At 45.3% G+C, this 26,672-nt stretch carries 24 protein-coding genes; 4 read left to right on the top strand and 20 right to left on the bottom strand.

Annotation, left to right across the window (positions count from 1 at the left end):
* Positions 1–2: 2 nt before the first annotated feature.
* A complete protein-coding gene (locus IW644_RS08785) occupies positions 3–842 on the top strand; it encodes a spondin domain-containing protein (RefSeq protein ID WP_269917284.1) in 840 nt (279 codons plus the stop codon).
* A 263-nt stretch (positions 843–1,105) separates the two neighbouring features.
* Here IW644_RS08785 and IW644_RS08780 read toward each other — a convergent pair whose 3' ends face one another.
* From IW644_RS08780 to rplM, 7 genes are all read right to left on the bottom strand, one after another.
* Positions 1,106–1,579: a ClpXP protease specificity-enhancing factor gene (locus IW644_RS08780; RefSeq protein ID WP_269917283.1), complete on the bottom strand. Its 474-nt coding sequence runs from the start codon at positions 1,577–1,579 to the stop codon at positions 1,106–1,108.
* Positions 1,576–2,208 carry a stringent starvation protein SspA gene (gene sspA / locus IW644_RS08775; protein WP_012517332.1) on the bottom strand — a complete coding sequence of 211 codons (633 nt, stop codon included), beginning with the start codon at positions 2,206–2,208 and terminating at the stop codon, positions 1,576–1,578. The genes IW644_RS08780 and sspA overlap by 4 nt, the downstream gene beginning before the upstream one ends.
* Positions 2,209–2,375: 167 nt before the next feature.
* Positions 2,376–3,110, bottom strand: coding sequence for a cytochrome c1 (locus IW644_RS08770; RefSeq protein WP_014948333.1), 735 nt, complete (start codon positions 3,108–3,110; stop codon positions 2,376–2,378).
* Entirely contained in the window at positions 3,107–4,372 is a 1,266-nt protein-coding gene (locus tag IW644_RS08765; RefSeq protein ID WP_269917282.1) for a cytochrome b, read from the bottom strand. Before IW644_RS08765 ends, IW644_RS08770 begins: the two co-directional genes overlap by 4 nt.
* A gap of 1 nt (position 4,373) precedes the next feature.
* Entirely contained in the window at positions 4,374–5,006 is a 633-nt protein-coding gene (gene petA / locus IW644_RS08760; RefSeq protein WP_269917281.1) for a ubiquinol-cytochrome c reductase iron-sulfur subunit, read from the bottom strand.
* A gap of 436 nt (positions 5,007–5,442) precedes the next feature.
* Positions 5,443–5,835, bottom strand: coding sequence for a 30S ribosomal protein S9 (gene rpsI, locus IW644_RS08755; RefSeq protein WP_014948330.1), 393 nt, complete (start codon positions 5,833–5,835; stop codon positions 5,443–5,445).
* Between the two features lie 12 nt (positions 5,836–5,847).
* The gene (gene rplM / locus IW644_RS08750; RefSeq protein ID WP_012517329.1) at positions 5,848–6,276 is read right to left on the bottom strand and encodes a 50S ribosomal protein L13; all 429 of its coding nucleotides are present in this window, start codon (positions 6,274–6,276) and stop codon (positions 5,848–5,850) included.
* 494 nt (positions 6,277–6,770) lie between these two features.
* On the opposite strand from rplM, the gene IW644_RS08745 reads away from it, so the two are divergent.
* Positions 6,771–7,421 (top strand): hypothetical protein, encoded by a 651-nt coding sequence (locus IW644_RS08745; protein ID WP_269917280.1) that lies wholly within the window; start codon positions 6,771–6,773, stop codon positions 7,419–7,421.
* 163 nt (positions 7,422–7,584) lie between these two features.
* Here IW644_RS08745 and IW644_RS08740 read toward each other — a convergent pair whose 3' ends face one another.
* The gene (locus IW644_RS08740; protein ID WP_269917279.1) at positions 7,585–9,594 is read right to left on the bottom strand and encodes a TonB-dependent receptor plug domain-containing protein; all 2,010 of its coding nucleotides are present in this window, start codon (positions 9,592–9,594) and stop codon (positions 7,585–7,587) included.
* 252 nt (positions 9,595–9,846) lie between these two features.
* On the opposite strand from IW644_RS08740, the gene IW644_RS08735 reads away from it, so the two are divergent.
* Positions 9,847–11,013, top strand: coding sequence for a hydroxymethylglutaryl-CoA reductase (locus tag IW644_RS08735; protein ID WP_269917278.1), 1,167 nt, complete (start codon positions 9,847–9,849; stop codon positions 11,011–11,013).
* 85 nt (positions 11,014–11,098) lie between these two features.
* Here IW644_RS08735 and IW644_RS08730 read toward each other — a convergent pair whose 3' ends face one another.
* The 12 genes from IW644_RS08730 to djlA form a co-directional block, all read right to left on the bottom strand.
* Positions 11,099–11,467: a YbaN family protein gene (locus tag IW644_RS08730; RefSeq protein ID WP_269917277.1), complete on the bottom strand. Its 369-nt coding sequence runs from the start codon at positions 11,465–11,467 to the stop codon at positions 11,099–11,101.
* A 301-nt stretch (positions 11,468–11,768) separates the two neighbouring features.
* Entirely contained in the window at positions 11,769–12,716 is a 948-nt protein-coding gene (mazG, locus tag IW644_RS08725) for a nucleoside triphosphate pyrophosphohydrolase (RefSeq protein WP_269917276.1), read from the bottom strand.
* On the bottom strand, positions 12,694–14,877 hold the full coding sequence (relA, locus tag IW644_RS08720; protein ID WP_269917275.1) for a GTP diphosphokinase: 2,184 nt from the start codon (positions 14,875–14,877) through the stop codon (positions 12,694–12,696). The genes mazG and relA overlap by 23 nt, the downstream gene beginning before the upstream one ends.
* 12 nt (positions 14,878–14,889) lie before the next feature.
* Complete coding sequence (gene rlmD, locus IW644_RS08715) at positions 14,890–16,350, bottom strand: 23S rRNA (uracil(1939)-C(5))-methyltransferase RlmD (protein WP_269917274.1); 1,461 nt, start codon at positions 16,348–16,350, stop codon at positions 14,890–14,892.
* Between the two features lie 131 nt (positions 16,351–16,481).
* Positions 16,482–16,859, bottom strand: a complete 378-nt coding sequence (gene acpS / locus IW644_RS08710; RefSeq protein ID WP_269917273.1) for a holo-ACP synthase — start codon at positions 16,857–16,859, stop codon at positions 16,482–16,484.
* Between the two features lie 20 nt (positions 16,860–16,879).
* Positions 16,880–17,617, bottom strand: coding sequence for a pyridoxine 5'-phosphate synthase (gene pdxJ, locus IW644_RS08705; RefSeq protein ID WP_179982419.1), 738 nt, complete (start codon positions 17,615–17,617; stop codon positions 16,880–16,882).
* Between the two features lie 264 nt (positions 17,618–17,881).
* Positions 17,882–18,595, bottom strand: coding sequence for a DNA repair protein RecO (gene recO / locus IW644_RS08700; RefSeq protein ID WP_269917272.1), 714 nt, complete (start codon positions 18,593–18,595; stop codon positions 17,882–17,884).
* Positions 18,596–18,698: 103 nt separating this feature from the next.
* On the bottom strand, positions 18,699–18,980 hold the full coding sequence (locus IW644_RS08695) for a hypothetical protein (RefSeq protein WP_179982417.1): 282 nt from the start codon (positions 18,978–18,980) through the stop codon (positions 18,699–18,701).
* 115 nt (positions 18,981–19,095) lie between these two features.
* The gene (gene recJ, locus IW644_RS08690) at positions 19,096–20,817 is read right to left on the bottom strand and encodes a single-stranded-DNA-specific exonuclease RecJ (protein ID WP_269917271.1); all 1,722 of its coding nucleotides are present in this window, start codon (positions 20,815–20,817) and stop codon (positions 19,096–19,098) included.
* A 250-nt stretch (positions 20,818–21,067) separates the two neighbouring features.
* Positions 21,068–21,790: a bifunctional protein-disulfide isomerase/oxidoreductase DsbC gene (gene dsbC / locus IW644_RS08685; protein WP_269917270.1), complete on the bottom strand. Its 723-nt coding sequence runs from the start codon at positions 21,788–21,790 to the stop codon at positions 21,068–21,070.
* 383 nt (positions 21,791–22,173) lie between these two features.
* Positions 22,174–23,100, bottom strand: coding sequence for a site-specific tyrosine recombinase XerD (xerD, locus tag IW644_RS08680; RefSeq protein ID WP_179982414.1), 927 nt, complete (start codon positions 23,098–23,100; stop codon positions 22,174–22,176).
* Entirely contained in the window at positions 23,101–23,970 is an 870-nt protein-coding gene (gene djlA / locus IW644_RS08675) for a co-chaperone DjlA (protein ID WP_269917324.1), read from the bottom strand. It lies immediately after the preceding gene.
* Positions 23,971–24,377: 407 nt separating this feature from the next.
* Between djlA and lptD the strand changes: the two genes are divergently transcribed.
* A complete protein-coding gene (gene lptD, locus IW644_RS08670; protein WP_269917269.1) occupies positions 24,378–26,636 on the top strand; it encodes an LPS assembly protein LptD in 2,259 nt (752 codons plus the stop codon).
* The last annotated feature ends 36 nt before the right edge of the window (positions 26,637–26,672 follow it).

Here is a 26,672-nt window from a genome sequence, read left to right as displayed (position 1 = left end):
CTATGACTAATCCAATAGTAAAACTCAGTACGTTATTAATGCTATCAGCTCTTTTAGCGGCGTGCGGCGACGATGGTGATACAGGACCTCAAGGGCCAGCGGGACCTCAAGGTGAAGCTGGCGTCGACGGTCAAGACGGTGCCGATGGTGAAGACGGCCAAGACGGTAGCAACGGTAATTCAGCAGTTTACACGGTTCAGATTACTAATTTGACCTACTCCCAACCCTTTGCTCCTGCCGCTGTCATCTTGCACGAGCCAGGCTTTTATTCTTTTGAAGAAGGCGAGCCTGCAAGTATGGGCATTGAAATCATGGCTGAAGGCGGTGATCCGTCGATGGTAATCAGTGAAGCAGCAGAATCTACTGACTTTTTAGATGCGCTAAGTTCAGAGGGAATATTGGGCCCACGCTCAATGGGAACAGAACTAACGTTGGTGGTACCTGAGTTAGATGCGGACGACCTGCGCCTTACAGTAACGACCATGTTGGTTAATACCAACGATGCGTTTACTGGCTTAAATGCAGCTAACGTAAGTAACATGGCTGTGGGTGAGGCGAAAACATTCATGACAGTGACCTGGGACGCCGGTACAGAGGCCAACACAGAAACAGCAGCAACTATGCCTGGCCCCGCCGCAGGAGCAGCAGGTGGTGGTGGAGAAGCCGCAGGTTATGATGTTGTAAGGGACGACCTCGCAGATGCAGTAAGGCTTCATCAAGGTGTGGTAACTAGTGCAAACGCTAATGACCCAAGCCGTGAAGGGTTGTCAACGTCTGTACTAACCGAAGCCCATCGCTTCGATTTTCCAACAAGTCGTGTTGTGATAACGCGAACTCGTTAATAGATCTAAAGCGAATCAGCCACTTTAGCGCCCTATTACCTATAAGTAATGGGGTGTTTTCGTATTTATCAGGACACAAGCTTTGTAGTTGGATACTTAATTTCGAGGCGTAATATACAAGCTTCGAATTGAGGAGAGACACATTAGATAGGGCGAATGTAAAGATAATAGCTGGCTCTGCTTAAACAAATAGCTTTGCAAAGCCAGACTACGTCAATACACTGAAAGTTTTTAAATAGCGGCCATGCAAATGGCCCAGTTAGCTACTTAATAACCTTAAGGCTAGGCTTACCCTTTTTAGGGGGTACAGGCGCATCTTGAACATCGCTAGAGTCAGCGTCTTCCAGAGGCGTTGGTCCACTCGGTTGAGATGCTTCTTCAGGTGCTTCAGTGCGCTCTTGCTGCGCGCGGGCAATATCTTCTTCGGTGGCAAATACTGTACCTGCACCGTTTTCCCTTGCGTATATAGCCATCACAGCTTCACAAGGCATACTCAATCTTCTGGGCTGGCCAGAAAAACGTGCTTGAAACGACAAGCCATCTAAATCGAGAGAGAAATTAACACACGCACTTGGCGATACGTTTAAAACAATTTGACCGTCTTTAACAAACTCTTGTGGTACTTCTACCAACTCGTTAGTTGCATCAACCACAATGTACGGCGTCAAATCGTTATCAACAATCCACTCATAAAAAGCCCTAAGCAAATAGGGCTGGTTTGACGTCATAGATGTCATAGCGGGTTGTGGATCTCACGCTCTTGGTCAGTCAAAGATGCTTTAAATGAACTACGAGAGAAAATGCGGTTCATGTAAGCGTTAATTTCTTTGCTGCCAGCACCGTTTAGTTCAATGCCTAGTGCAGGTAGACGCCACAATAGCGGAGCAAGGTAGCAGTCAACTAAGCTGAACTCTTCGCTCATGAAGTAAGGCATTTCACCAAATACAGGGGCAAGTGAAAGCAAGGCTTCACGCAGCTCATTACGTGCTGCTTCTACGTCACCTTCACCACGGAAGATACGAGCAGCAAGCGAGTACCAATCTTGCTCAATGCGGTGCATCATAAGACGGCTTTGGCCACGTGATACAGGGTAAACCGGCATTAGTGGTGGATGAGGGAAACGCTCATCAAGGTATTCCATGATGATATGCGACTTGTAAAGTACAAGTTCGCGATCAACTAGAGTTGGAACAGTACCGTAAGGGTTAAGCTCCAACAGATCTTCAGACAGGTTGCTAGGATCTGTGTAGCTGATTTCAACACCCACACCTTTTTCTGCCAACACAATGCGCACCTGGTGGCTATAAATATCAATTGTGTCAGAGAACAACGTCATAATAGAACGTTTATTCGCGGCTACGGCCATTCAATTTCCTCCGTCGAGAAACAAGTTTACGCTTACAAACGGTAAGCTTATTACGTTAACTCGTGCTACCTGAACACTCTATACAAAAGGGTTTTCAGGTAGCACGAGTAAATACCAAAAAAGGGGGCGAGAAGCCCCCTTTTCATATTATACATAAATCTGTGCGATTAGTGCACTTCTCGCCAGTATTCTTTCTTCAGTAAGTAAACAAATACAAACAATACTGCGATAAAGATAAGTACCCACTTACCGATTTTGTGAGATTCCAGTTTTGAAGGCTCACCTGTGTACTCTAGGAAGTTCACGATATCGGCAACAGCTTGGTCGTACTCATCAGGAGACATTGCGCCAGTACCATCTGACTTAATGCCTACATAACGCTTAACCATTTCGCCATCAACCATTTGCTCTTCGTAAGTACGAGTAGGCGTACCTTGAAGTGGTTGAAGTACGTGTGGCATACCTACTTCTGGGAATACTGTGTTGTTCACACCAAACGGGCGGCTTTCGTCTACATAGAAAGAACGCAAGTAAGTGTAAATCCAGTCTTCACCACGAACACGTGCAACAAGCGTAAGATCAGGTGGAGCAGCACCGAACCAGCCAGCAGCGGCTTCTTCGGGCATTGCACGTGTGATGTAGTCAGACACTTTTTCACCCGTGAACTGCAGGTATTCTTGACCTAGTTCGTCAGGAATACCCAAGTCTTGGAATGAACGCTGATAGCGCTGATACTTCATTGAGTGACAGCCTAAGCAGTAGTTCATGAACAATTGTGCACCGCGTTGTAAAGACGCCTTATCGGTTAAATCGATAGGGGCTTTATCTAGGTGTACGTTCCCACCTGCCGCAAGCGCTACGCCAGGTAGGAAGAAGGCTAAAAAGCACATCATTTTTTTCATTTAGAAATCCTCTCTGGCACAGGTTTAGTGTTTTCGTTTTTGCTGTACAAGAACAGTGCTACGAAGAAACCGAAGTACATTACCGTTGCAACTTGCGACGCAATGATTTTCCAGTTTTCTTGTGGCGTACCACCTAGGTAACCTAGGAAGATAAACACAATTGCAAACACGATAAGGTTTACTTTGTGCAGACCACAGCGATAGCGCCATGACTTAACGCGACCACGATCTACCCAAGGCAGAGCGAATAGCGCAGCAATTGCACCGAACATAGCTAGTACACCGAACAACTTATCAGGTACCGCTTTCAAAATTGCGTAGAACGGCGTGAAGTACCACACTGGGAAGATATGCTCAGGTGTTTTCAACGGGTTAGCAATTTCAAAGTTAGGGTGCTCTAGGAATTTACCGCCCATTTCAGGGGCAAAGAACAACACATAAGTAAATAGCGCTAAGAAAATACAGAATGCCACAAGGTCTTTAAGTACGATGTGTGGGAAGAACGGCAATACGTCATCAGCAATGTCGTACTTGCTTGTGTAGTATTCATGGATTTCATATTTGGTCTTTTCAGACTCAGGCAGTGAACCTTTCTTGTGCTTAATTGCAATACCATCTGGGTTATTAGAACCCACTTCGTGTAGCGCGATAATGTGAAGGAACACAAGAATAACAATAACTAAAGGCAATGCAATAACGTGTAATGCGAAGAAGCGGTTTAGTGTTGCGCCAGAGATAACGTAGTCACCTTGTAGCCAGATAACCAAATCAGGACCAACAACAGGGATAGCACCAAATAGCGACACGATTACCTGTGCACCCCAGTAAGACATTTGTCCCCAAGGCAGTACGTAACCCATGAATGCTTCAGCCATAAGCGCTAGGTAGATAAACATACCAAACACCCACAGAAGCTCACGAGGCTTCTGGTACGAACCGTAAATCATGCCGCGGAACATGTGTAGATATACCACAATAAAGAACGCTGATGCGCCAGTACTGTGCATGTAACGAATGATCCAACCGTAGTCGATCTCACGCATGATGTATTCAACAGAGGCAAACGCGCCTTCTGAAGATGGAACGAAATTCATGGTCAACCAAATACCAGTAACAATTTGGTTTACCAAAACGATAGTAGCTAGAAAACCGAACACATACCAAAAGTTCATGTTCTTTGGAGCAGGATATTGAAGAGCGTGCATATTCGCAACGCGCATCATTGGGATGCGTTCTTCAATCCAACCTAGGAAAGCATTCATGTTAAGCAACCTCCGCTTCTGAGCCGATGATAACCGTAGTGTCATCAACGAACTGATAAGGCGGCACAACTAGGTTTAATGGTGCCGGTACGTTTTGGAATACACGTCCTGCCATATCAAACTTAGAACCGTGGCACGGACAGAAGAAACCATCTGGCACACCCTCAACCACTTCTTCGAAAGCGCCGTCTTTAAGGTGCTGTGGAGAGCAACCTAGGTGCGTACAGATACCCACTAGAATCAGGTATTCTTCTTTCATCGAACGGAAACGATTTTGAGCAAAAGTAGGTTGCTGCTCAGCTTCAGAGTTAGGATCTTTCAGCTTATCTTCGTGTGTGCCTAGTTCTTCAAGAATTTCAGGCGTACGACGTACAATCCATACAGGCTTGCTTCGCCACATTACACGTACTAATTGTCCAGGCTCAATCCCGCTGATATCTACTTCAACGTCAGCACCGGCTGCTTTCGCTTTGGCGCTTGGATTCCAGGACGCAATAAAAGGCACAGCAGCACCAACGACACCTACACCACCAACTACCGACGTGGCAACGGTCAAGAACCGACGACGAGTGTTGTTTTCTGGCTGGTTTTCATTGTGTGCAGACTCTGTTGCATCTACAGATACATTGCTCATCCACATTTCTCCAAGTTTGGATAATTATGATGTGTAACCCAAGCTTATACTGGTTTTATCACGCTTGCGTCATGCATCATATGGCTTGTCATGACAGCAACGTAACAGCAAAAATTTACTGGTTTACGAGGTCACGAAAGTTTTCAAAATTTTCGACCGCAAATGATAAAAGAAAAGCCCTTATAAACACAAGGTTTTACTGATATTTAAGCGATAATTTAATTCAATTAGTGTGTTTAGGTTTAGTGAGAGAAAAGCCTAAAATCAAGGTTTTGAAGAATATTTGGCGATATAGCACGCACAAATTAAACCTTTGTTATGAAATAAACGGCAAGATAGGCTTCAACGCACTTTAGAAATCGACGCTCTATAATGAATTTTAAGCAATAAAAAACCCGGCATAAACCGGGTTTTTGCAATACAAAAAACGTAAAAATTAACGCTTTGAGAATTGTGGACGCTTACGCGCTTTGTGTAGACCAACTTTCTTACGTTCAACGCGACGTGCGTCACGAGTAACGAAGCCAGCTTTACGAAGTGCTGGACGTAGTGCTTCATCATACTCCATAAGAGCACGAGTAAGACCGTGACGGATTGCACCCGCTTGACCGTTAGAACCACCACCTTTAACAGTGATGTATACGTCAAACTTTTCAGTCATTTCAACAAGTTCAAGTGGCTGACGAACAACCATGCACTCTGTTTCACGACCAAAGTACTCGTCAAGAGCGCGTTGGTTTACTTTAATGCTACCTGTGCCTGGACGTAGGAACACACGAGCAGTAGAACTTTTGCGGCGGCCTGTGCCGTAGTATTGAGTATCTGCCATGTTAATAGCTCCTTAAATGTCCAAAACTTGTGGTTGCTGTGCTGCGTGAGAGTGTTCTGCACCAGCGTAAACTTTCATTTTACGGAACATTGCGCGACCTAGAGGGCCTTTTGGCAACATGCCTTTAACTGCTTTTTCAAGAACCATTTCTGGCTTGTGAGCAATTAGTTTTTCAAAGTTTGTCTCTTTAAGACCACCTGGGTAACCAGAGTGCGCATAGTACATTTTGTCTTGCGCTTTACGGCCTGTAACCGCAACTTTTTCAGCGTTGATTACGATGATGTAATCACCAGTGTCCACGTGAGGTGTGTACTCTGGCTTATGCTTACCACGAAGGCGTAGTGCGATTTCAGAAGCCAAACGGCCTAGAGTTTTGTCTGTGGCGTCTACCACATACCAGTCACGTTGTACCGTTTCTGGCTTAGCAACAAAAGTTTTCATTTTCAAATTCACCCGAATAATATCGTCGTTACTGATTTCTGAACACCAGAAATCACCTTAAAATCAACACAAAGACCCCTTCGAGCCGGCTGATTCTTCCACCTTCCCAAAGGTGGGCGTAACTGGGCAGGGCGCGAATTATACAGGAATTGAAGGAAATGCGAACCCCTAACAACAAAAAACATGGATAAAATTCCATCATCAGCCGATGACACAGAAACTGAGTTAAGGTACTGTACGTCCGTTGCATTCAATTCTTCTAATAACTCTAATGAAAAGACCCCACTTTGTAGCACCAGTTTTTGTGCTGCTCGCACTAACAAACATATCAATTAGTTATTCCCTTCCCTTCAGAAAACGGGGCGAGCAAACCGATATTGTTCACAATGGGTTAAACAAACTTCAGTATTAAATGCAGCCTTTCTTTACATATATTGGCCACGCTCTAATGGCCATACTCTTTATCTAATTAAACTCTTTTATCCGGTATTTTTATGACAATAAAAAAACGACTTTCCTCACTTGTTATCGCAGGATTAGCATCAGCGGCACTTATCACTCCGGTAGCGGCGTCACCCGATGAGCTACTTAAGCTTCAACAACAGTGGGCAACTGTGAACTATCAATTAGAGGGCGATGCGCAACTTAGCGCTTTTTCAGAACTTATCGAACAAGCTACTAAACTCGTAGAGCAATCCGAGAATAGTGCAGAGTCACTTACTTGGTTGGCTATTTCTCAATCCAGCACAGCAAGTGCCAAAGGAGGGTTAGGCGCCCTAGACTTTGCTGAAAGTGCGAAAGAAAATTTAGAACGCGCCATCGAAAAAGAAGAATCAGTGCTAGGCGGAACAGCACTAACCGTACTAGCCGCGCTTTATCACAAAGTGCCGGGCTGGCCTGTGAGTTTTGGTAGTGACAAAAAAGCTGAAAAGCTGTTTAAGCGTGCACTCGAAATTAATCCGCAAGGCATGGACCAAAACTTCTTTTATGCCGAGTACCTTTTTGACGATGGAGAATATGAAAAGGCTCAGGCATTTTTAAATCGTGCCCAAAACGCGCCTGAAAAAGCTAATCGCCCGCTAGCAGATAGAAAGCGCAGGGAAGAAATCGCCGCCCTTCAAGCAAGATTAGATACTAAAGCTTAGTTCACATAGCAGCTTGATAAGTAAAGGTGGATGTTTCACTAACTTTCCACCTTCACTTAATCAATGCCACTTAATCGATGCTGCTTTATTGACGCCGCTTTACAGCCTTGGCTGCGTCGCTTTTTCTGCAATCTTAATCGACTGCCAGCGTCTTGTTTACTTCCTATCCACCAAATTTAATGCGAACACCTGCATTGGCAATAAAACCATCGTTGCGTGACCAGATGTCGGTTGTCCAACGACCACTTGGTGCCTGTGACTGCAACAATAACGGGTGCTCATCAGTTTGCTGAACATCAAGCAGGTTTTCTAGGTTTAAGAACCAGCTGTAGCGCCCTGTCGTTATTTGTCCGAGTAAACCTAAATGCCAATAAGGCTTGGTATGGGTTATGTACGGGTTATCGTCTACACGCTGAACGCCAGTATAGTAAGCCTCAAAACCTAGCATAAACTTGCCGTGCTGCTCCCACATAGCTACAAAGCCAGCTGAATGCTGAGGTGTTAGCGCGAGCTCTCGCCTACCACTAGCATTGGGCACTTCTTCTGTCGCGTCTAGGTAAAGATAGCTTGCGGTTAACTTCAGGTCTTTCCAATAGTAGCGAAGTAAGACTTCAGAACCTCTAATTTTCGATTCACCTTCTGCGTTTACCAAGCGTACGTTTGTAGGCGGTGTCCCGTCGCTCGTTTCTACAGTTTCTAAGCGAGTCACGTTATCAACGTTAGAGCCGAATAAGGTAAGACTGGTTTCAATATCATCAAAACGATAAGTAACATCTAAAGATGCGGTCTGCGCTTGCTCTTCCTGAAGGCCATCTATTGGTAATAAACGCGACAGTCCCGCAGCTTCGATTTCTTCAACAAAAGGCGTGGGGGCGAAATAGCCCTCGCCATAAGAACCTCTTATCGTCACGTCGCCTGGGCGATATAAAAACGATACTCGTGGGCTAAATTGAGTACCATATTCACTGTGATCGTCTAGCCTTGCACTCGCTGACGTTGTCAATTCATCGCTTATTTGATAGTCCACCTGGGTAAAGATACCCGGAACCTCATAGCTGTAATCAAAAGATTCAAAAGTATCCGAATCGTAAATATTAGATTGATAGGCAACTCCCACCAACCAATCACTCTTGTCTGTGTAGCCGGCCAAACTAGTTTCCGCGAGGTAACTTTCGTGTTGATCACTTTCTAAGCCTGATAACTCATTGCCGAATTGGTGCGTATGTTCTTGCGACATTGCTGAAAAGCGTGAATTAAGGGTAAGTGTATCGCCAAGGGGCTTTTCAAACACAAGACCACTGTCAATGCGCTCTGACTCAAGCCCACGAATAAAAGAGACAGCATTTTCTCCGGTTCCTACAGTTGCATCACCTACAGTGCCACCTTGGCGATTTTCCGTCATATAACCGGTTGTAAAATAAAGGCGCTCGCCCTCATCTCCTTCCCAGAAAATACGCGGCCTTACCGTGTAACGTTCATAGCCGGCCAAGTCGGCCCAGCCGTCGTTATCGAGATCTTTCTCACTTTGATGATGCGCACCAGCAGTCACCGAGCCACTTAGGCTGTCGCTGAAAGGCGTTGCCATATAGGTAGTGAAGTCTTGCCCGTCACGAGTGGTGAAATTCACCAACGCTTCTCCTTCAAACTCATCTTTTGGGCGACGAGAGACAAGATTGATAACACCACCAAGCGCTGAGCCACCATAAAGAGATGACGCAGAACCTTTGATAATTTCAACGCGCCCTAAGTCTGTAGGGGGAATTTGAAGTAGTCCAATTGACGCTGATTGGTTACCGTAAAGTGGCAGCCCGTCAGATAAAAGCTGGGTATAACGGCCATACAGACCTTGAAGACGAATATTAGCACTGCCAAGGGCAGGTGATGTGGTTTGCATTCTCACACCACCAGTTTCGGCGACCAACATAGAAATATTGCCCGGTCGCATGGCAGCCTTTTCCCGAATTTCTTCTCGGTTAATCAATTCAACCCGAACAGGCTGATCATCGGCTATGCGACCCGAGCGCGTTGCTTGAACCACTATTTTTTCGACTTTTTCTTCATGGTGCTCATCGTGTTCATCTTCATGAGCATAAGCGTTAGGCGCAAATATAGGTAAATTGAATGCTGACAATGCCATGATGAAAAGTGAAGGCTTAAAAAGTGTCTTTGGCATGATTATCCATAAGTCCATTATACAGAGCGCGCATTACATCATAATCTGTTGTCACACTCACACTATTCCACCTTATGAAATCTTACATTCAAGGCATATAACTGCGCTATTCACTCCCCCTCTTTCCAAAACGATAGGACGTCATAATTGATGGGTAATTCTTTATAGGCTGCATTTATCTGTATGTATAAATTGTAAACAGTGTTCATCTGATACCAGCACTCCTATTATGAAAATAAAAGGAGTGGCCATATGCCTAAGATCCCGCGTTCCTCAGACAACGACTATACCCATGATATGAGTCAGACCCGCCGCGAATTTATTTCGCGCGAAACCGGTACTAAACTCAATCATTTAGCTCACTATTCCATACCGCCCGACTCACTATCGGGAAATATCGAGAATTTCACTGGTGTTGCACAGGTACCTATTGGCTTTGCTGGCCCAATTTTGATAAATGGAGAGTACGCCAAAGGCGAATTCTATGTTCCGATGGCAACAACAGAAGGCACGCTAACAGCCAGCTACAGTAGAGGTATGCGCTTAACGAAAGAAGCAGGGGGCGTAACCACCACCGTCATTGACGATGCCATGCAGCGAGCACCTATGTTTGCGTTTTCTGATGCTCGAGAAGCCCTTGCATTTGGCAAATGGGTCGAACAGAACTTCAATGCCATAAAGCTCGCCTGTGATGACACCACCAGCGTGGGAAAACTTAGAGATATCGAGCAATATGCCGCCTCTAAGCTTCGTTGGCTAAGATTCAACTTTACCTGTGGTGATGCGGCTGGGCAAAACATGGTAAGCAAAGCCACTAAGGCAGGCTGCGAGTGGATACAGGCAAACTATTCGGGCTCTATTGAGCACTTTGTGCTGGCAGCAAACCTTGATACCGATAAAAAGCACTCGCACTTAAATTCGCTGCATACCCGCGGAAAGCGCGTTGTCGCAGAAGTCACCCTACCAAAGCAACTTATGACGGACATTATGCATTGCCCGCCTGAAGCCTTGTTTAAACAGCGTCAATATTCAAATATGGGCGCGATGATGGCCGGTAGTGTTAACAATGGCGCCCACTTCGCCAACGGCATCACCGCTATGTTCATCGCTTGCGGGCAAGATGTAGCTAATGTGGCTGAATCGTCGGCCGGGTTTACCTACGCTGAGATTACGCCAAATGGAGATTACTATTTCTCTGTTACGATTCCATCGTTAATTGTTGCTACGTACGGTGGCGGAACCGGCTTAGCTACACAAAACGAATGCTTAAGCGTACTTGGCTGTACAGAAAGAGGTAGCGTTAACAAGTTTGCCGAGATTGTTGCAGCGACAGTACTATGTGGGGATCTATCTCTGGGTTCTGCAGTAGTCGCGGATGAATGGGTGAGCAGTCACGAGCGACTAGGTAGAAACCGTTAGAACACTTCGGCTAGTCGCAGCACGACAGCTGCCAAAAAAGTTAAAGCTAACCTGAGAGAAGGCTTTTTGAGTTCTGACAAAAATGCTATACAGCAGGCATATTGGGGCGCGTAACTACGAAATATGCGCCTACTCCCATAAACATTGCAATACCTATGTAAGCGGGGATCGGCATTGATGCAAATAGACAAATAAGAATAAAACTTATCAGCATACTGCAACACGCTATGCATTTTACCTTCTTAGATATTGCACCGTGTTTACGCCACGCAACCAGACTAGGCCCATATTTGGGGTGCTGAATAAGCCAACTCTCAAGGCGCGGTGAAGATTTAGTGAAACAAAAAAGTGCGCCTATCAAAAATACCGTTGTCGGCATTACGGGCAAGAAGGCACCTACAATACCTAAACACGTTAAAAACAACCCTAACGATAAATACAGTATTTTTTTCATAAAACAGTTACGCCCAATCCAGTCCAACTCCGTGGTCAGTGTTGTTACTCAACACCGGCTAAGCACCATTCCAACGTGCTAGTTTTATACACAGATTATAGACAAATTGGATCTACATGCCCTTGTCGTAAATCAAACCTACTTATTAAACATATGACAAAATGGCAAAGTTTCCATCTACATTGGTCTAATTTTTTGCCTTAACGCGTGATATATTTATATACAAGTAGTCCAACACCTTTGAGACAAACTAGACGTTGAATAATCGGCGACAGTGTTTTGAAATCGTAGCTAAAGCAAATCACTTAGCATGAGAAGATTGTTTAACCTGCTGCCACAGCGCTTCCATTTCATCTAAAGTCAATGCGTCAAGCTTCTCGCCCTGCTTTGCAGCTAAACGCTCTACACCTTTAAAACGGTTGGCAAACTTGTTACTGGCGTTGCGAAGCGCGGTATCAGCATCCACTTTGCAATGCCTTGCCAGATTAACCATGGCAAAAAGCGCATCGCCAATTTCTTCTTCGATAGCCTGCTGGTTATCACGTACACTATTACTTGAAGAGTTTTGGTCAGCACTGTTTTCACATAGAAGGCGTTGCTTCGTATCAAGCTCTTGCTGAATCTCTTCTACTTCTTCGCGTACTTTATCAATAACAGGCGCGGCGTCAGGCCAGTCAAAGCCTACCTTTGCACAGGCTTTTTGCAGCTTTTGCGCGTACATAAGTGCCGGCATACCTTTGGGTACGCTATCTAGAATACTGGTTTCTATTGCTTCGTCTTGCTTTAAACGCTGCTTTTTAAGTTGCTTTTCTTGGGCTTTAATTGCGTCCCACTGTGCGTTTAAAGCGCTGTCGCTCAATGGCGTACGTTCTTTGTTTGTAACGCTTAACTCATCGCTTTTTACTTCATCGTCTGGCCGTGCACCGAAGACATGAGGGTGCCGGCGCACCAGCTTATCGCTAATGCTTTGCGCCACATCGTCAAAAGAGAATTCCTTTGATTCACTGGCGATCTGCGCATAGAACACCACTTGAAACAGCAAGTCACCCAACTCATCTTTGATATCGTGCATATCACCAACGGCAATAGCATCAGCCACTTCATAGGCTTCTTCTATGGTGTAGCGAGTTAGGCTTTCCATGGTTTGTTTCACATCCCATGGACAGCCAGATTGCGGGTCGCGCAGCTGCGTCATAATATCAAGCAGCCGCTGCATTTCTCCAAGGCTAGCTTTGCTTGCGTTTTGCATCTGTCACGCCTTTAAGCTGTCGCAATTGGATTAAGACTTTTGACACTCTCTCAAGATCATTAACCTCGATAGATATGGTGATAAGTGCCGTCTGCCTGTTTTTATCACTTAAGCTGTTTACCCCTAAGAGCGGCACGTTTTCATTCGCCAACACCGTGGTAATGTCGCGTAATAGGCCATTTCTATCGTGGCAAAATATATCAATGCCTGTCTCAAAACCCACTTTAAGCTCATGTGACCAATTCACTTCGATTTGGCGCTCAGGGTGCTGTGACAACAAGTGCTGCAGCTGACTGCAGCTTTCTTTATGAACGCTTACGCCACGGCCTTGGGTGATATAGCCTAAAATAGCTTCGCCGGGAACCGGCTTACAGCAGTTAGCCAGCTGACTCATTAAGTGCCCCACGCCCTGTACTACTACCGCGTCTTTTTTACCCGTGCCTGCCGCAGTCTTGCGTGTTTTTACCTTAGGGCTAATTTCAGGCTCGGGGGCTGGTGGCTCTTGCAAGTGATGAATAAAGTTAATCACCTGCATAACGCGCACATCACCGGCACCTACCGCAGTGTATAAGTCGTCAAGGGTTTGTAAATTAAACTTCTCAAACGCCTCATTAGGCACTTTAGCAGGCAAGTGGGCACGCTGAAGCTCCCGCTCTAGCAGCTCTTTACCGGCAGCAAGGTTTTTATCTCTGTCCTGCTTTTTAAAGAAGGAGTGGATAGTGGCGCGTGCTCGCGACGAATGCACATAGCCAAGGCCTGGATGCATCCAGTCGCGACTTGGGTTCGGCTCTTTCCCGGTTAATACTTCTATTTGGTCGCCACTTTGCAGTAAATAAGTGAAAGGTACTATTCGCCCATTCACTTTTGCGCCTATGCAGCGATGGCCTACGTTACTGTGAATGTAGTAGGCAAAATCTAGAGGCGTAGCGCCTTGGGGAAGGTCAATAACATCGCCTTTGGGTGTAAACACGTACACCCTATCGTCAAACACTTGGCTTCGAAGCTCTTCAACCAAGTCACCCGATTCAGCCACTTCTTCTTGCCATGCAAGTATGCGGCGAAGCCAATTTATGCGCTCGTCATAGCCGGATTGTTTACCCGTACTGCCCTCTTTATATTTCCAGTGAGCAGCCACACCAAGTTCTGCGTCCTGATGCATTTTTTGGGTACGAATTTGAATCTCAACCGATTTTCCTTCAGGCCCCACAATCACCGTGTGTATAGACTGGTAACCGTTAGGTTTAGGGGTTGCGATATAATCGTCGAATTCGTTAGGTAAATGTTTATAGCTTGCGTGAACGGTACCTAACGCTGCGTAGCAATCTTGTAGTCGCTCGGCAATAATACGTACTGCACGAATATCAAAAAGCTGCTCGAACGTAAGGCGCTTTTTCTGCATTTTTTTCCAAATGCTGAAAATATGCTTGGGGCGACCATAAACCTCTGCGCGAATTTCTTCGCTATCAAGTAAGCCTTGCAAGTCGCCTACTATGGTCTCTATGTACTCGGCGCGCTCTCTGCGCTTGCCATCTAACTGTTTAGCAATTTGTTTGTAGGTGACAGGGTGTAAGTAACGAAACGCAAGATCTTCTAGTTCCCACTTTAACTGCCCAATACCCAAGCGGTTTGCCAATGGTGCATAAATACTGGCGCACTCGCGAGCCACCATAACACGGGTTTCTTCGTCGGCTTTTTTAACCTGTTGAAGTGCACAAATACGCTCGGCCATCTTAATAACAACGGCGCGTACGTCTTCTACCATCGCAAGAAGCATACGACGAATACTGTCTATGTGCTGCTCGTCCGATCTTTCAGCAAAGCCAGAGCCGTTCACTTTACGGGCATGTAACGACTTAATGGCATCCATACGACGCACGCCAACGATAAGGTCTCGAATCTCCCCACCAAACTCATCAACAATATCTTCTTCACTTAAAGCGTGCTGTTCGCAATAAGGAAACACCAGGGCAGCCTGAAGCGTTGCATCATCCATATTAAGTTGACACAAAATCTCAACCATTTCCTGGCCAACCAATAGCCGCTCAGGAATGGAAGACACTGCACTTAGCTTATCTTTTGTTTCTGCACTCAGCTCAAGACTGTCTAGCCAAGCTTCAAAGGGGGGCCGGTCTGCTTCGTGGACCTTTCTTGTTGATACCATATCCTTTACTCGTTACTGCTGCTTTCGCGTAAACAAGGCCATCATTTCCATGTGATGGGTGAAGGGGAACATTTCTGCTACGCCCGCTTTTTCCATTTCATAACCTCCGTCTATCAACACTTTTGCGTCTCTAGAAAACGTACTTGGGTTGCAAGAAACATACACTATCGTTTTTGGTAGTGCTTTTACAAGCGCATGACAAACGGTCAATGCCCCTTCTCTTGAAGGGTCAAGCAGTACCTTATCAAAGCCCTGCTGCAAAGAAGCCTCGACATTGGTCTTATCTGCCAAATCTAAATGCAGCCACTCGACATTGTTAATGCCCTGTCGCTGTGCATTGTCTTTTGCGCGGCGCACCATCTCTGCAACACCCTCTACCGCTTGTACCCTAGCACCTGACTTAGCAATAGGTAAGGTAAAATTGCCCAGGCCGCTAAACCAATCGGCTATACGTTCGTTGGGCTGTGGGTTTAGCCAGTCCATTGCTTGGTTAATCATTTTTTCGTTAACCACTTTGTTTATTTGAATAAAGTCGTTAGCACTTGGTGAAATAGAACAGTCATTTATCGTGGACATAACCAAATCAGTGCCATGCCCTACACTGCGAATTTGCCCTTGTTTGTTCTCAAGCTTTAACTCTATTTTATCGGCGTTGGCAAGAGAGTACTCGTTAACCAGTGCATTCACTGTATCAATAAGCTCTGCCTCAAGCGCTTTAATATGTTTAATAACAAGGTGCGAAATGTTATCACCAGCAATTAGGCTTATATGCCCAATGTGTCGAGCTGACTCAAAACCTGTGAGCGCGTTTTGCAAAGGGCCAATGATATTAGATAAAGGGTCAACCAAAATTGGGCAGCTATCCACATTGGTTACTTTGTTGCTATTGGCTTCGCGAAAGCCTAGTTTAATTTGATTCGGGTTGCGGGCGTCGATAGCCAGTCTTGCTTTTCTGCGATATTGAGGTCGAGGCCCCACCAAAGGAGATTGCCAAACGCCTGCTTTCATTGCCAATTGACGTTCCATCATCACTTTAAGAGCCTTGTCTCTTTGCTCAAGGGCAGCATCCGGCTTTATGTGCTGTAGCTGACATCCACCACACGAATCAAACACAGGGCAGAAAGGCGCTTGTCTTGCCTCACTAGATAATTGAATATTTGTCGCTTTGGCGTTAATGACTTTCTTTTTGCTTGATAGCACCTCAATGTCGCAGGTTTCTCCAACAAGGGCACCTTCAACAAACATTATGGGGTTGCCGCGTACTATCCCATGGCCCATCCAGTCGACATCTTCAATGGTCACCGTACTGGAATTTGCCTTCTTACTGGCTTGTGAGGCATTTCTAGTTTTTCCAAACCGAAGTCCTGCGACCTGCGCGTTGGCACTGGCATTACCTTTTGTTCCATTGCCACTTAGGCGGGAAGACGCTGTGCCTTTTTGTTTGCTGCGTGATTGTTTAAAAAGGTTTGCCAAGTGTGACTCCGGTAACTTGCTCTGCGTGGTTTGATATTTGTAGCGTTTTTTTGTAAACGCAGCCCAGATAGGTGTCATCTACCTGGGCTACTTTCAATCTGCGTTTTAGTAGGCCGCGTTTTAGAAAATGATTAGGACTCTAGTATAACGGTGGCGACGGCATAATGCTGCTCGTCTGAAATACTGATCACGCTTCGGGTAATGCCCCTTGCCTCACACATAGCAGCAAATTCACCAGAAAAATGAAGTTCTGGCGCCCCTAGGTCGTTGTTACGCACCTCTATGTGTTGCCAACTAATCCCATTTCCAATACCCGTACCAAGGGCTTTCACCGCGGCTTCTTTCGCGGCAAAGCGTTTTGCTAAAAAGCGCACTGGTGTAGCGTGCTCACTAAACGTCTGCCACTCGGCAGGCGTAAGTACACGCTTAGCCAAACGTTCGTTAGCGCTCTCGCCTTTACCAAGGCGAGCAATTTCTACAATGTCAGTACCTAGCCCTGCAATCGCCACGCTATATTTGCCCTTTTGAATTAAATGCCAGCGCGTGCTTCAAGCATCAGCTTTCGCATATCAGCCACTGCTGTATGAAGTCCGTCGAACGCGGCGCGAGCGATGATAGCATGACCAATATTAAGTTCGATTAGCTGAGGAATCGCCGCTATAGGTTTAACGTTGTGATAGTGCAAGCCGTGACCCGCATTCACTTTAAGTCCTAAACTGTCAGCATATTCAATACCTTCAACTAAGCGAGCTAGCTCTTTTTGCTGCTCATCTTCACTGGTGGCTTCTGCGTATTGACCAGTGTGAATTTCAATGTAAGGCGCGCTACATGCTGCCGCTGCATCAATCTGCGCTTTATCTGCGTCGATAAACAAAGACACTAGGATGTTGGCATTCGCAAGACGCTCGCACGCTGCTTTAATATTCTCAAAGTTGCCCGCTACATCGAGACCACCTTCAGTGGTTAACTCTTCACGTTTTTCCGGTACTAGGCAGCAAAAAACAGGTTTTACTTCTTCTGCAATGGCCAGCATCTCATCGGTTACTGCCATTTCTAGATTGAGTCGGGTGTTAATGGTTTGCGCTAAAATACGCACGTCGCGATCTTTAATATGACGGCGATCCTCTCGTAAGTGAACGGTAATGCCGTCTGCACCTGCACGCTCAGCAATGTCAGCAGCGTGCACTGGATCTGGATAATGTGTACCGCGCGCATTGCGAAGCGTTGCGATATGGTCGATGTTAACGCCTAATAGAATCGTGCTCATTTCACCACCTAACCTGTAAGAGCGAAAGAAGATGCCTGCTCTTCATGTTTAATACATTATTTAAAGGGTACAACCCCCCTTCCTTTGAAAGTGCAGATTGTAGCAAATTTTTTTATAGAAGGTGCTGTTTAAGCATTTGAGTTAAGAGAAAATAATCTAATGCCATTAGCCTTGATAGCAGTTCATATCTATAGCTAGACGCGTGAAGATAAGTACTATTATAAAAGATGTTGCACCCTATTAGCGGCTGAACATGCCAACGCACTAACGGGGTTTCGGCATAAATAGTTCGCGGCTTTTAAGCGGCTTATCGCCAATCAGAGGTTTAAGCAAGTCGCGACAAAGCACTTTAGCAACCTTCTTGCTAAGCGGGGTAAACTCCCCCTGCGACAAACTAAGCAACGCTTGCCCGGGAAAGCCTCGCATGCCCCTTGTGCCGGCCGTATCTTCAGGTATAGGCACAAAGCCCGCATCTATTTGAAAGTTATAGCTACCTGTTTCTTCTATTGGCAATTCGTATTCTACGTCAGTAGTGAAGTCGGGCAGTAACCCCATTTCATCAAGTAGTGCAAATTCGAACTGTCGCAAGGTCACTTCTATGTCGCTATTATCACGAAGGGACAGCAATGCATTTTCATAAGCGTTGTGAACGCCATCGCTTGCAAGCCCCGCTGGCATAACGCGGTTGGTTAGCTCGTTCACATACATGGCACAAAACAACGCTGTGCCTACTAGATTGATGGACGGAGCGACGCTTTCAACGTGCCTTAGGCTTTTTAACTCTGACTTTCCGCTTAACTGTAGGCGAAGATGTTGAAAAGGTTGAAGCAGGCTCTTTTTATCTGATTTACTGTTTTTGACGCCCTTAGCTACCGCGCTAACACGCCCCTCTTCCAGGGTAAAAAAGTCAACAATATAGCTGGTCTCCCTGTAAGGGCGTCTATGCAGTACATAGGCATTTAACCATTCATTATTCATTGTTGTTCACTATTGTTTAGCACCGAATCGGTAGCTATTTAGGTGCAAGTTAAAAGGTGTAAGTCAAAAAAAGTTTATCTTAGTGACAAGGGTAAGTGACTTATTAGCTGCGTTTAATTCTTACCACTTTCATGGTTTCAAATTCAATGCCAGCCACATCTTCTACATGGCGATAATAAGTTACGTTTACTCGTGCCCCTTTTAAGCTTTGATATTGCTGTTTTCGCCGGTAAATAAAAGGGACGTCAATGCCTTCAAGCATAATGGTGTGGCGGATCCAATCACTGTCTTTTTCTTCACGCTGAACGTGAGAAATCACTTTAATATTGTCGGTTTGATTAAGCTGACTATGCTTTTCCACCAGCTTCTGTCGTTCGCTTTTCACCCTTGCCTCTTTTTTCTTATTTTTTAACTCTTTAGTTCTTTAGTTCTTTAGCTCGTATCGCTTTTTGACTAGCTAGGTTTTCGAAGACTCAATGTTGTACGTGAATCAACTTCGCTTAAACCGCTTCTATTTGCTCAATAATAAGCTGTACAGTTTCTTGCCCTCTGAAAACATTGATATCAAGGCGGTAAGCGATATGTACACGCTTTACCATGGCGTTAGGCCATGCTTTTAAATCAATGTTAAACGCAATAGCGTCTACTTCACTGGCGCCGTCACTTTTCAACACCATCTTAAGGTGCTTTTGTCCTACTAGTCGCTGATCGAGAAGCGTAAATTCTCCATCAAATAACGGTGATTCAAAACCCTGACCAAACGGACCTGCCTGTCGCAATAAATGCGCAAAAGGCAAACACAATTCTTCTGAAGATAAATCACCGTCAGAGAGCAGTGCATGATTGCCATCAAGCTTTTCCATATGGGTACGAGCAACGTCAACAAAAGCTTGCTCGAAGTCAGAAAGCTTGGCGACAGGCAAACTCAATCCAGCGGCCATGGCATGTCCACCAAATTTATCAATAACACCAGGATAGCGTGTATTTACTTCATCAAGTACATCGCGAATGTGCACACCAGGTATGGAGCGCGCCGAGCCTTTAATCACAATATCGTCTTGATGAGCGAAAGCGATAACAGGTTTAAGATACTTCTCTTTTAGCCGGCCTGCCACAATACCAATCACGCCTTGGTGAAAGTCTTCGCGATAAACCACCAGTGCGCTTGGCATATCGCCTTCATCAAGCGCCATCTGCTCTAGCACTGTTTCGGCTTGTGCTTTCATGCCGGTTTCAATTTCGCGGCGTTCTTTGTTAAGCGCATCGAGCTCTGCCGCTATCATTCGCGCTTGAATGGTTTCATCTTCTAGTAAGCAAGCAATGCCTTGTGACATATCGTCTAAGCGACCGGCAGCATTAAGTCTGGGGCCTACTACAAAGCCCAAGTCGGTGGAGGTTAGGTGCGCGCAATCGCGGTTTGCGACTTCAACTAGCGCTTTAATACCTGGTCGACACTTACCAGCACGAATACGCTGAAGACCTTGGTGAACTAAAATTCGGTTATTTTTATCTAAAACCACCACATCGGCCACGGTGCCAACAGCAACAATATCTAACAGGGAAGCTAAGTTGGGTGGTGCAATACCTACTTTCTCAAAATACCCTTGCTGCTGTAGCTCAGCTTTAAGCGCAAGCATGATATAAAAAGCCACACCCACGCCAGCTAAGTTTTTAGAGGGGAATTCACAGCCAGGTTGGTTAGGGTTCACTATCGCATCAGCTGGCGGTAGTGTATCACCTGGCAAGTGGTGATCAGTCACCACAACCTGCATGCCTAAAGATTTAGCATGGGTTACACCGTCAATACAAGATATGCCGTTATCCACGGTTACAATAACCTCGGCACCTTGTTTGGCTGCCTCATCGACGATAGGTACGCTAAGCCCATAACCAAAATCAAAGCGATTAGGTACAAGGAAATCAACGTTGTGATAGCCCATAGCTCGAAGCGCCAGTATACATACCGATGTACTGGTAGCGCCATCGGCATCAAAATCGCCCACTATGATAACGCGCTTATTTTGCACAACGGCATTGGCAAGGATTTGCGCGGCTTGAGGCATCCCTTTTAATACATTGAAATGCGTAAGTCCTTTAAGGCCATTCTCCAAGTCATCCATATTCGCAATATTGCGACCGCGGTAAATTCTGTCGATAACAGGGTGTAAGTCGGAACTTAACGGGGCGCCGGAGACCTCGCGGCGAACAATAGGCAAAATCATGAAATACCACTAAACCAATACTGTGATTGCAGTTATCTTAAACACTTGATATGAAAAAAGTTTAGGCAAACTTAAATTGAATATACTCAATAAAGAATACACGTTTTCAAATAGAAGCTCTGCGCTAACTGCAAAATGAAACCATACGAAAGAACGTAAGAAAAATATCGCTATGAATCATACCGCAGAAAACAAAAAAACGCACAATGCGTGCGTTTTTTTCATGTCAGTAACTAAGCAGTTTAAATGACTACTCTTCGCCTTCCAACGCTTTTGCGAGCAATGCGGCTGGCTGGTAACCAGGAATCAATGAACCATCAGGCAACACGATATTAGGTGTGCCGTTCACCCCTAATTTTTGGCCTAGCATATATTGCTCTGCCACTTTGTTTTTGCAGCTAGCGCTTGCCACATCGTTGCCTGCTTTAGCTTTTGTTAATGCGCTTTGCGGGTTTTCAGCGCACCATACTGACACCATATCTTCATAGTTCTGGCTATTTAGCCCAGAACGTGGGAACGCTAGGTAATGAACCGTAATACCGGCATCGTTCAGTTCGTCAATTTCGTTATGAAATTTACGGCAGTAGCCGCAGGTGATGTCTGTGAACACGCTTATTTCGTGCTTTTCGTTTTCCGCTTTAAACGTAATAGACGACGATTCCATTGATGCAACGCCCTCTTTACGCAAGCCTGAAAGGGCCAGCTCTGTTTCGTTGCGCATTTCTTCATCAATGTTAAAAACACGAGCCTGAAGCAAGTATTGTCCGTTTTCACTTACATAAAACAAGCCGCGGTTTGTAGATACCTGAACCAAGCCAGACACAGGAGAATCGGCAATGGTTTCTACATCTAGCCCAAGCATTGACGTTAATTTATCGCGGATAGCGGCTTCGTCAGCAGCTTGCGCGCTCAACCCTAACAGAGAACCTGCCGCTACTGCGCTGGCTAACAAAATTTTCTTTACTGCTTTCACTAAATACTCTCCATTTTGCCATTTAAGCTTATTTGTACTCACTTGGCCTAGATTGCAGCTGCCTAAATATGTGCTTTCATCTTAAGGCAACCACTAAACATTTTCATACTAATTACTTTCAGACCGACGAACTTAGCAAAAAATTGCACTTTTCACGCTAATTTTTTGCTTATTTGTGTATTACGCTGCAACAGAATGCTATTAAGGTAACCACGAGGTTAATAAACTACAACACCCCAGTATTGGCCTACTATGCTTAATCCAAAGTAATCCTTCATTTATATCCTATCACACCCCTTTTCGTTTAATACATGCATAGGCAGAGCCTCGTCGTACACAGAGCTCAGTTTGTAGCATTCTTGCTCAATGCATTTTTTTACTCGTTAGCCTCGAGGGTGATGACTATGAATAAGCGTCTGCAGTCGCTCTGTTGCTACATGGGTATAAATTTGGGTAGTTGATAAATCGCTGTGCCCCAACAACATTTGTACTACACGTAAATCTGCGCCGTGGTTTAACAGATGCGTAGCAAAAGCATGGCGTAATGTATGAGGGGATAGATGCTGTTCAATACCTGCTTTAACCGCATAGTACTTAATACGATGCCAAAATGTTTGGCGCGTCATTTTTTGTCCGCGCTTACTTAGAAAAACCACGTCAGAGGTTTTCGTGGCAAGAATAGGCCGCGCGGTTTTTATATAAGTTAGTAACCATTCGATTGCATCTTCCCCAAGAGGTACTAAGCGCTCTTTGTTTCCTTTACCTACCACTCTTACCACGCCTTGTTGAAGGCTAACTTGGTCCATCGTTAACCCTATTAACTCGCTTACACGCAGGCCCGTAGCATAGAGGACTTCAAGCATGCTTTTGTCTCGGCATTCAATTGGGTCGTCAGTTAAAGGGGCATTAAGTAAATCTTCAACCTGCTGCTCACTTAAAGAAGAAGGTAAGGCTTTTGGTGTTTTTGGGTTAGACAACGCAGAAACAGGGCTGTCTACGCGAATTTGTTTGCTTATAAGAAACACAAAAAAGGCGCGAATGGCGCTAAGTGCGCGTTGCGTACTGCGAGTAGACAGGCCTTTGTCATGACGATAGGCAAGGTAATCTTGAAGCTGTTCAGTCGTCAGCACAGCAATATCCTTCACGCCTTGATTATTGCTGTAAATGGCAAGCTTAGTGAGGTCGGTGCGATAGCTTTGCTGAGTATGTTCTGAAAGCCCTTTTTCGAGCCACAACATTTCAATAAAACCATCAATATGTGCCTGACTTGCCGCAGGCACATAGGTTAACTCACGTTCAATTTTTGCCATTTAGAAGCCACGCTTTTGCTTAATCAACTCGTAAGCTGACTGAATATCTTGTGCCTTCTTTTTGGCAATCTCCATCGCCTGTTCTGGCAAGCCTTTAGATACCAGTTTATCTGGATGATGTTCAGCCATGCGCTTTCTGTAAGCTCGCTTTATTACTTTCTCATCGTCAGATGCTGCTACGCCTAAAATGCGATAGGCATCATCTAAGCTTTGCTGTTCTGAGTAGGCCGATTGCTGACCACGGTGCCGCTGTCCTGCCCCCGAGTGAGCACGTTGCCCCGCACCTGACTGTGCCCGCTGTCTGAATCGAATTTCAGCTTCATACATCGAAATGAGGTAATCTAAATCACGACGCCTAAAACCCAGAGGTTTCGCCACTTTTTCTAATACGTTGTATTCTTCTTGAGAAAGCTGACCGTCGGCAAACGCGGCTTGAATAAGAATTTCCAAGAATACTTGCAGAATATCCCGTCGACCGTGGCTGGCATCATAGAAGCCTTTTAACGTATCAACCAAGGGGAAGTCTCGTGCTTTGCCCTCTCTGAATGCATCCTGTGCTTCTCGGCGGGCATCGCCTGTCAGGCGCATTTCGTCCATTAACGCTGTAGCAATTTGAATCTCTCTATCAGTCACCTTGCCGTCAGACTTAGCAAGATGACCTAATGCACTAAACAAGCTATGAAAGAAGATGGCTTGCTGCTTTAAATTGTCCTGATCAGTAAAAAAGCGCCCAAAGCCTCCTAGTTGATTAAAGTCTTGGCGATAGGCTTTATCAAAAAAGTGTCCGACTACCAGCCCAAGGATCGCGCCTGGTATTTTCAAAAACATAAAGCCGAACAAGGCGCCGAGGATTTTCCCCCAAATTGACATCGCGTCATTCTCCATTGGTGCACTGTTTAGAAAGTTGATGTTACTGTCGTTAATTCACGCCGTGCAAAGCGCGTTAATCATCATATCAAATACATAAGTTAATTAACTAGGGCTTAAGCAGAGCGAAATCAAGCTTACTGCCGCTAATTACCGCTGTCTTTGATGTGTTGTGCATATAAAAGTGCATTTTTTTACCTGAATGGTTGGTAATTGCGACAGAAGCGCTTAGAATTGAGCGCTTGAATAAAATAGTAATGGCTAGTGAGCCCCAAGCTTTTCTACGGTAAAAGAAATAGAGGGCGCTTGATCACTGGTTTTTTTAATCGTTATGTCGAACTAACCGAGACGCAAGTCGTCTTACTTGGGTTTAAAAGCAACATACAACAAAACAGGCCACCCATTTACGCATGAAAAACACCTGCGCCATGCTTGTTTCCGCGACTCTTTTGCCTACGGTCGCGTTTGCACAGGAAACGACAGCTTCAAATTCTCAATCAAACTCAGATGCAGCCCCACTTGCATTCTGCTCAGTCGAACCTGTTACTTTTAGTAGCCAAGCATTGATGCCTAAGGGCCATGTTAAAGTTGAAGCTAATCGTACAGAAATCATTCAAGACACTGTAGCTCTGTTTTCTGGCAATGTAGACATAACGTCAGACACCGCGATAATCAGTGCCTCTCAGGCACAAGTTAATGGAACCGGTAGTGGCCGCGACCTTATTGCAAAAGGCGATGTAACCTACCAAGATGCGCAACTAAAAGTGGAAAGCGATGCGGTAACCTTGCGTTCTGAAGAAGAGCGTCTAGAAATGCAAAATACTCGCTATAAGCTGACTGGATTTGTAGGACAAGGTGCTGCCGAAGATATTTTATTAGATACAGATACCGGCATAGTGCTAAAAAAGGTAAGTTTTTCTACTTGTCCAGAAGGTGATGAAGACTGGATGATTCGCGCTAGCGAAATCAGCTTGGAAAAAGGGACGGTATGGGGTCAAGCCAAACACACCAGGTTCTACATTGCCGATGTTCCAGTATTTTACTTGCCTTATTTTGCGTTTCCAGTAAGTAATGAGCGACAAACCGGCTTGTTATTTCCGGAGCTAACGAGTTCTAGTCGAACTGGCGTGGACTACACTCAGCCTTTTTACTGGAATATTGCGCCTAACTACGACATGACCATATCCCCCCGGTTAATGTCATTGCGCGGCCTTCAGCTAAATACCGAGTTTCGTTACCTAACAGAACGCAGTCAAGGGACAGCTTACGTTGAATATCTACCAAGCGATTCGGATATTTCAGGTAACCCAGACCGATATTTTTATCGCCTCGAACACCAAGGGTTAATTGCTGATAACTGGCTGCTTAATATTGATTTCAACGGCCTAAGTGACGACAACTACATAGTAGACCTTGGGTCAGACTACTACAGTCGCTCTGATACCCATCTATACCGAAATATTGGTTTGAGTTACTACTCTCAGAACCTTTCAGTCAGTATGCAGGTTAAAGATTTCGAAGTATTAGGTGATACTGCTGACAGCTATCGCGCTGTTCCAGAAATTAAAGTTAACTACAACAAAGCACTAGGCGAATACTTTGAGTTTAACCTTGACTCAGAAGTCGCTCATTTCGACAACACGTTAGATACTGCGCCAACCGCAACGCGATTCCACATTGCGCCAACGCTTGCTGTACCGGTTCGCGCGGCGTGGGGTGAAGTCGTTGCCGAAACCACAGTTTTTCAAACTGTATATCAGCAAGACAATGTGGAAGGAACCGATTTAGAAGAAGATGTAGAGCGTACCCTTGGTCAGGCGCGTCTTTACGGTGCACTATACTTCGAAAGAGATACATCTTGGTTTAGTGACGATATGTCGATGACCCTTGAACCTAAAATTCAGTATCTTTACACGTCTTATGAAGATCAAACTACCATCGGCTTTTATGACTCAACACCGCTGTTGACCGATGTTGAAGGCTTGTTTCGAGGCCAAGAATTTACTGGCCTTGATAGAATTAGCGACAATAACCAGATTACCCTTGGTGCTACCACACGCATGTTAGATAAAAACAATCGGGAACAATTCGTTCTTAGTGTGGGTCAGATATTCTACCTTGAAGATAACAAAGTGGTTGCGGCAACTAAAAATCAAGATCGTTCAGCCCTTGCCGCTGAGGTAGATTGGCGCTTTAACCAAAATTGGTTTTTCCATTCTGATGTGCAGGTCACCACTGACACAGACAAAGTTGACCTGAGCAGCGTGGGCATTGAATACCGTAAAGATGACGCGCGCTTTGTTCAATTAAGTCATCGCTACGTTCGCGACCTTAGTGGTGAAACCATTAATCAAATTGGTGTTTCAGCAAGCTGGCCTATTTCTGAGAATTGGCAGTGGGTTGGCCGTACTTATCGAGATTTAGAGCGCAATCGAAGTGTGGAAACCTACGCAGGTATTCAATATGAGTCGTGCTGCTGGGCAGTTCGACTTGTTGCTCAGCGCAGTTTGAACAACCGCTACAACGACAGTGGCGTCCAGACAACGGATGATTTTGACTCTGGTGTTTCGCTACAGTTTATCTTCAAAGGCATTGGTTCGTCGGGAACCCAAAGAAGCATGCTTGAAGACGGTATGTTTGGCTATCGCCAGCCTTATAGTTTAAATTAACCCGCAGTTGAGCGCTCAGCAGCGCTTGAAAGCAAT

The sequence above is a fragment of the Alteromonas sp. PRIM-21 genome (assembly GCF_027563165.1).
Classification (GTDB): domain Bacteria; phylum Pseudomonadota; class Gammaproteobacteria; order Enterobacterales; family Alteromonadaceae; genus Alteromonas; species Alteromonas macleodii_A.
This window is presented reverse-complemented; position numbering and strand designations above follow the sequence as displayed.

Coding starts and splice junctions, on each gene's coding strand:
- IW644_RS08785 (WP_269917284.1), top strand. CDS start 3: ATGACTAATCCAATAGTAAAACTCAGTACGTTATTAATGCTATCAGCT.
- IW644_RS08780 (WP_269917283.1), bottom strand. CDS start 1,579: ATGACATCTATGACGTCAAACCAGCCCTATTTGCTTAGGGCTTTTTAT.
- sspA (WP_012517332.1), bottom strand. CDS start 2,208: ATGGCCGTAGCCGCGAATAAACGTTCTATTATGACGTTGTTCTCTGAC.
- IW644_RS08770 (WP_014948333.1), bottom strand. CDS start 3,110: ATGAAAAAAATGATGTGCTTTTTAGCCTTCTTCCTACCTGGCGTAGCG.
- IW644_RS08765 (WP_269917282.1), bottom strand. CDS start 4,372: ATGAATGCTTTCCTAGGTTGGATTGAAGAACGCATCCCAATGATGCGC.
- petA (WP_269917281.1), bottom strand. CDS start 5,006: ATGAGCAATGTATCTGTAGATGCAACAGAGTCTGCACACAATGAAAAC.
- rpsI (WP_014948330.1), bottom strand. CDS start 5,835: ATGGCAGATACTCAATACTACGGCACAGGCCGCCGCAAAAGTTCTACT.
- rplM (WP_012517329.1), bottom strand. CDS start 6,276: ATGAAAACTTTTGTTGCTAAGCCAGAAACGGTACAACGTGACTGGTAT.
- IW644_RS08745 (WP_269917280.1), top strand. CDS start 6,771: ATGACAATAAAAAAACGACTTTCCTCACTTGTTATCGCAGGATTAGCA.
- IW644_RS08740 (WP_269917279.1), bottom strand. CDS start 9,594: ATGCCAAAGACACTTTTTAAGCCTTCACTTTTCATCATGGCATTGTCA.
- IW644_RS08735 (WP_269917278.1), top strand. CDS start 9,847: ATGCCTAAGATCCCGCGTTCCTCAGACAACGACTATACCCATGATATG.
- IW644_RS08730 (WP_269917277.1), bottom strand. CDS start 11,467: ATGAAAAAAATACTGTATTTATCGTTAGGGTTGTTTTTAACGTGTTTA.
- mazG (WP_269917276.1), bottom strand. CDS start 12,716: ATGCAAAACGCAAGCAAAGCTAGCCTTGGAGAAATGCAGCGGCTGCTT.
- relA (WP_269917275.1), bottom strand. CDS start 14,877: ATGGTATCAACAAGAAAGGTCCACGAAGCAGACCGGCCCCCCTTTGAA.
- pdxJ (WP_179982419.1), bottom strand. CDS start 17,617: ATGAGCACGATTCTATTAGGCGTTAACATCGACCATATCGCAACGCTT.
- recO (WP_269917272.1), bottom strand. CDS start 18,595: ATGAATAATGAATGGTTAAATGCCTATGTACTGCATAGACGCCCTTAC.
- recJ (WP_269917271.1), bottom strand. CDS start 20,817: ATGATTTTGCCTATTGTTCGCCGCGAGGTCTCCGGCGCCCCGTTAAGT.
- xerD (WP_179982414.1), bottom strand. CDS start 23,100: ATGGCAAAAATTGAACGTGAGTTAACCTATGTGCCTGCGGCAAGTCAG.
- djlA (WP_269917324.1), bottom strand. CDS start 23,970: ATGTCAATTTGGGGGAAAATCCTCGGCGCCTTGTTCGGCTTTATGTTT.
- lptD (WP_269917269.1), top strand. CDS start 24,378: ATGAAAAACACCTGCGCCATGCTTGTTTCCGCGACTCTTTTGCCTACG.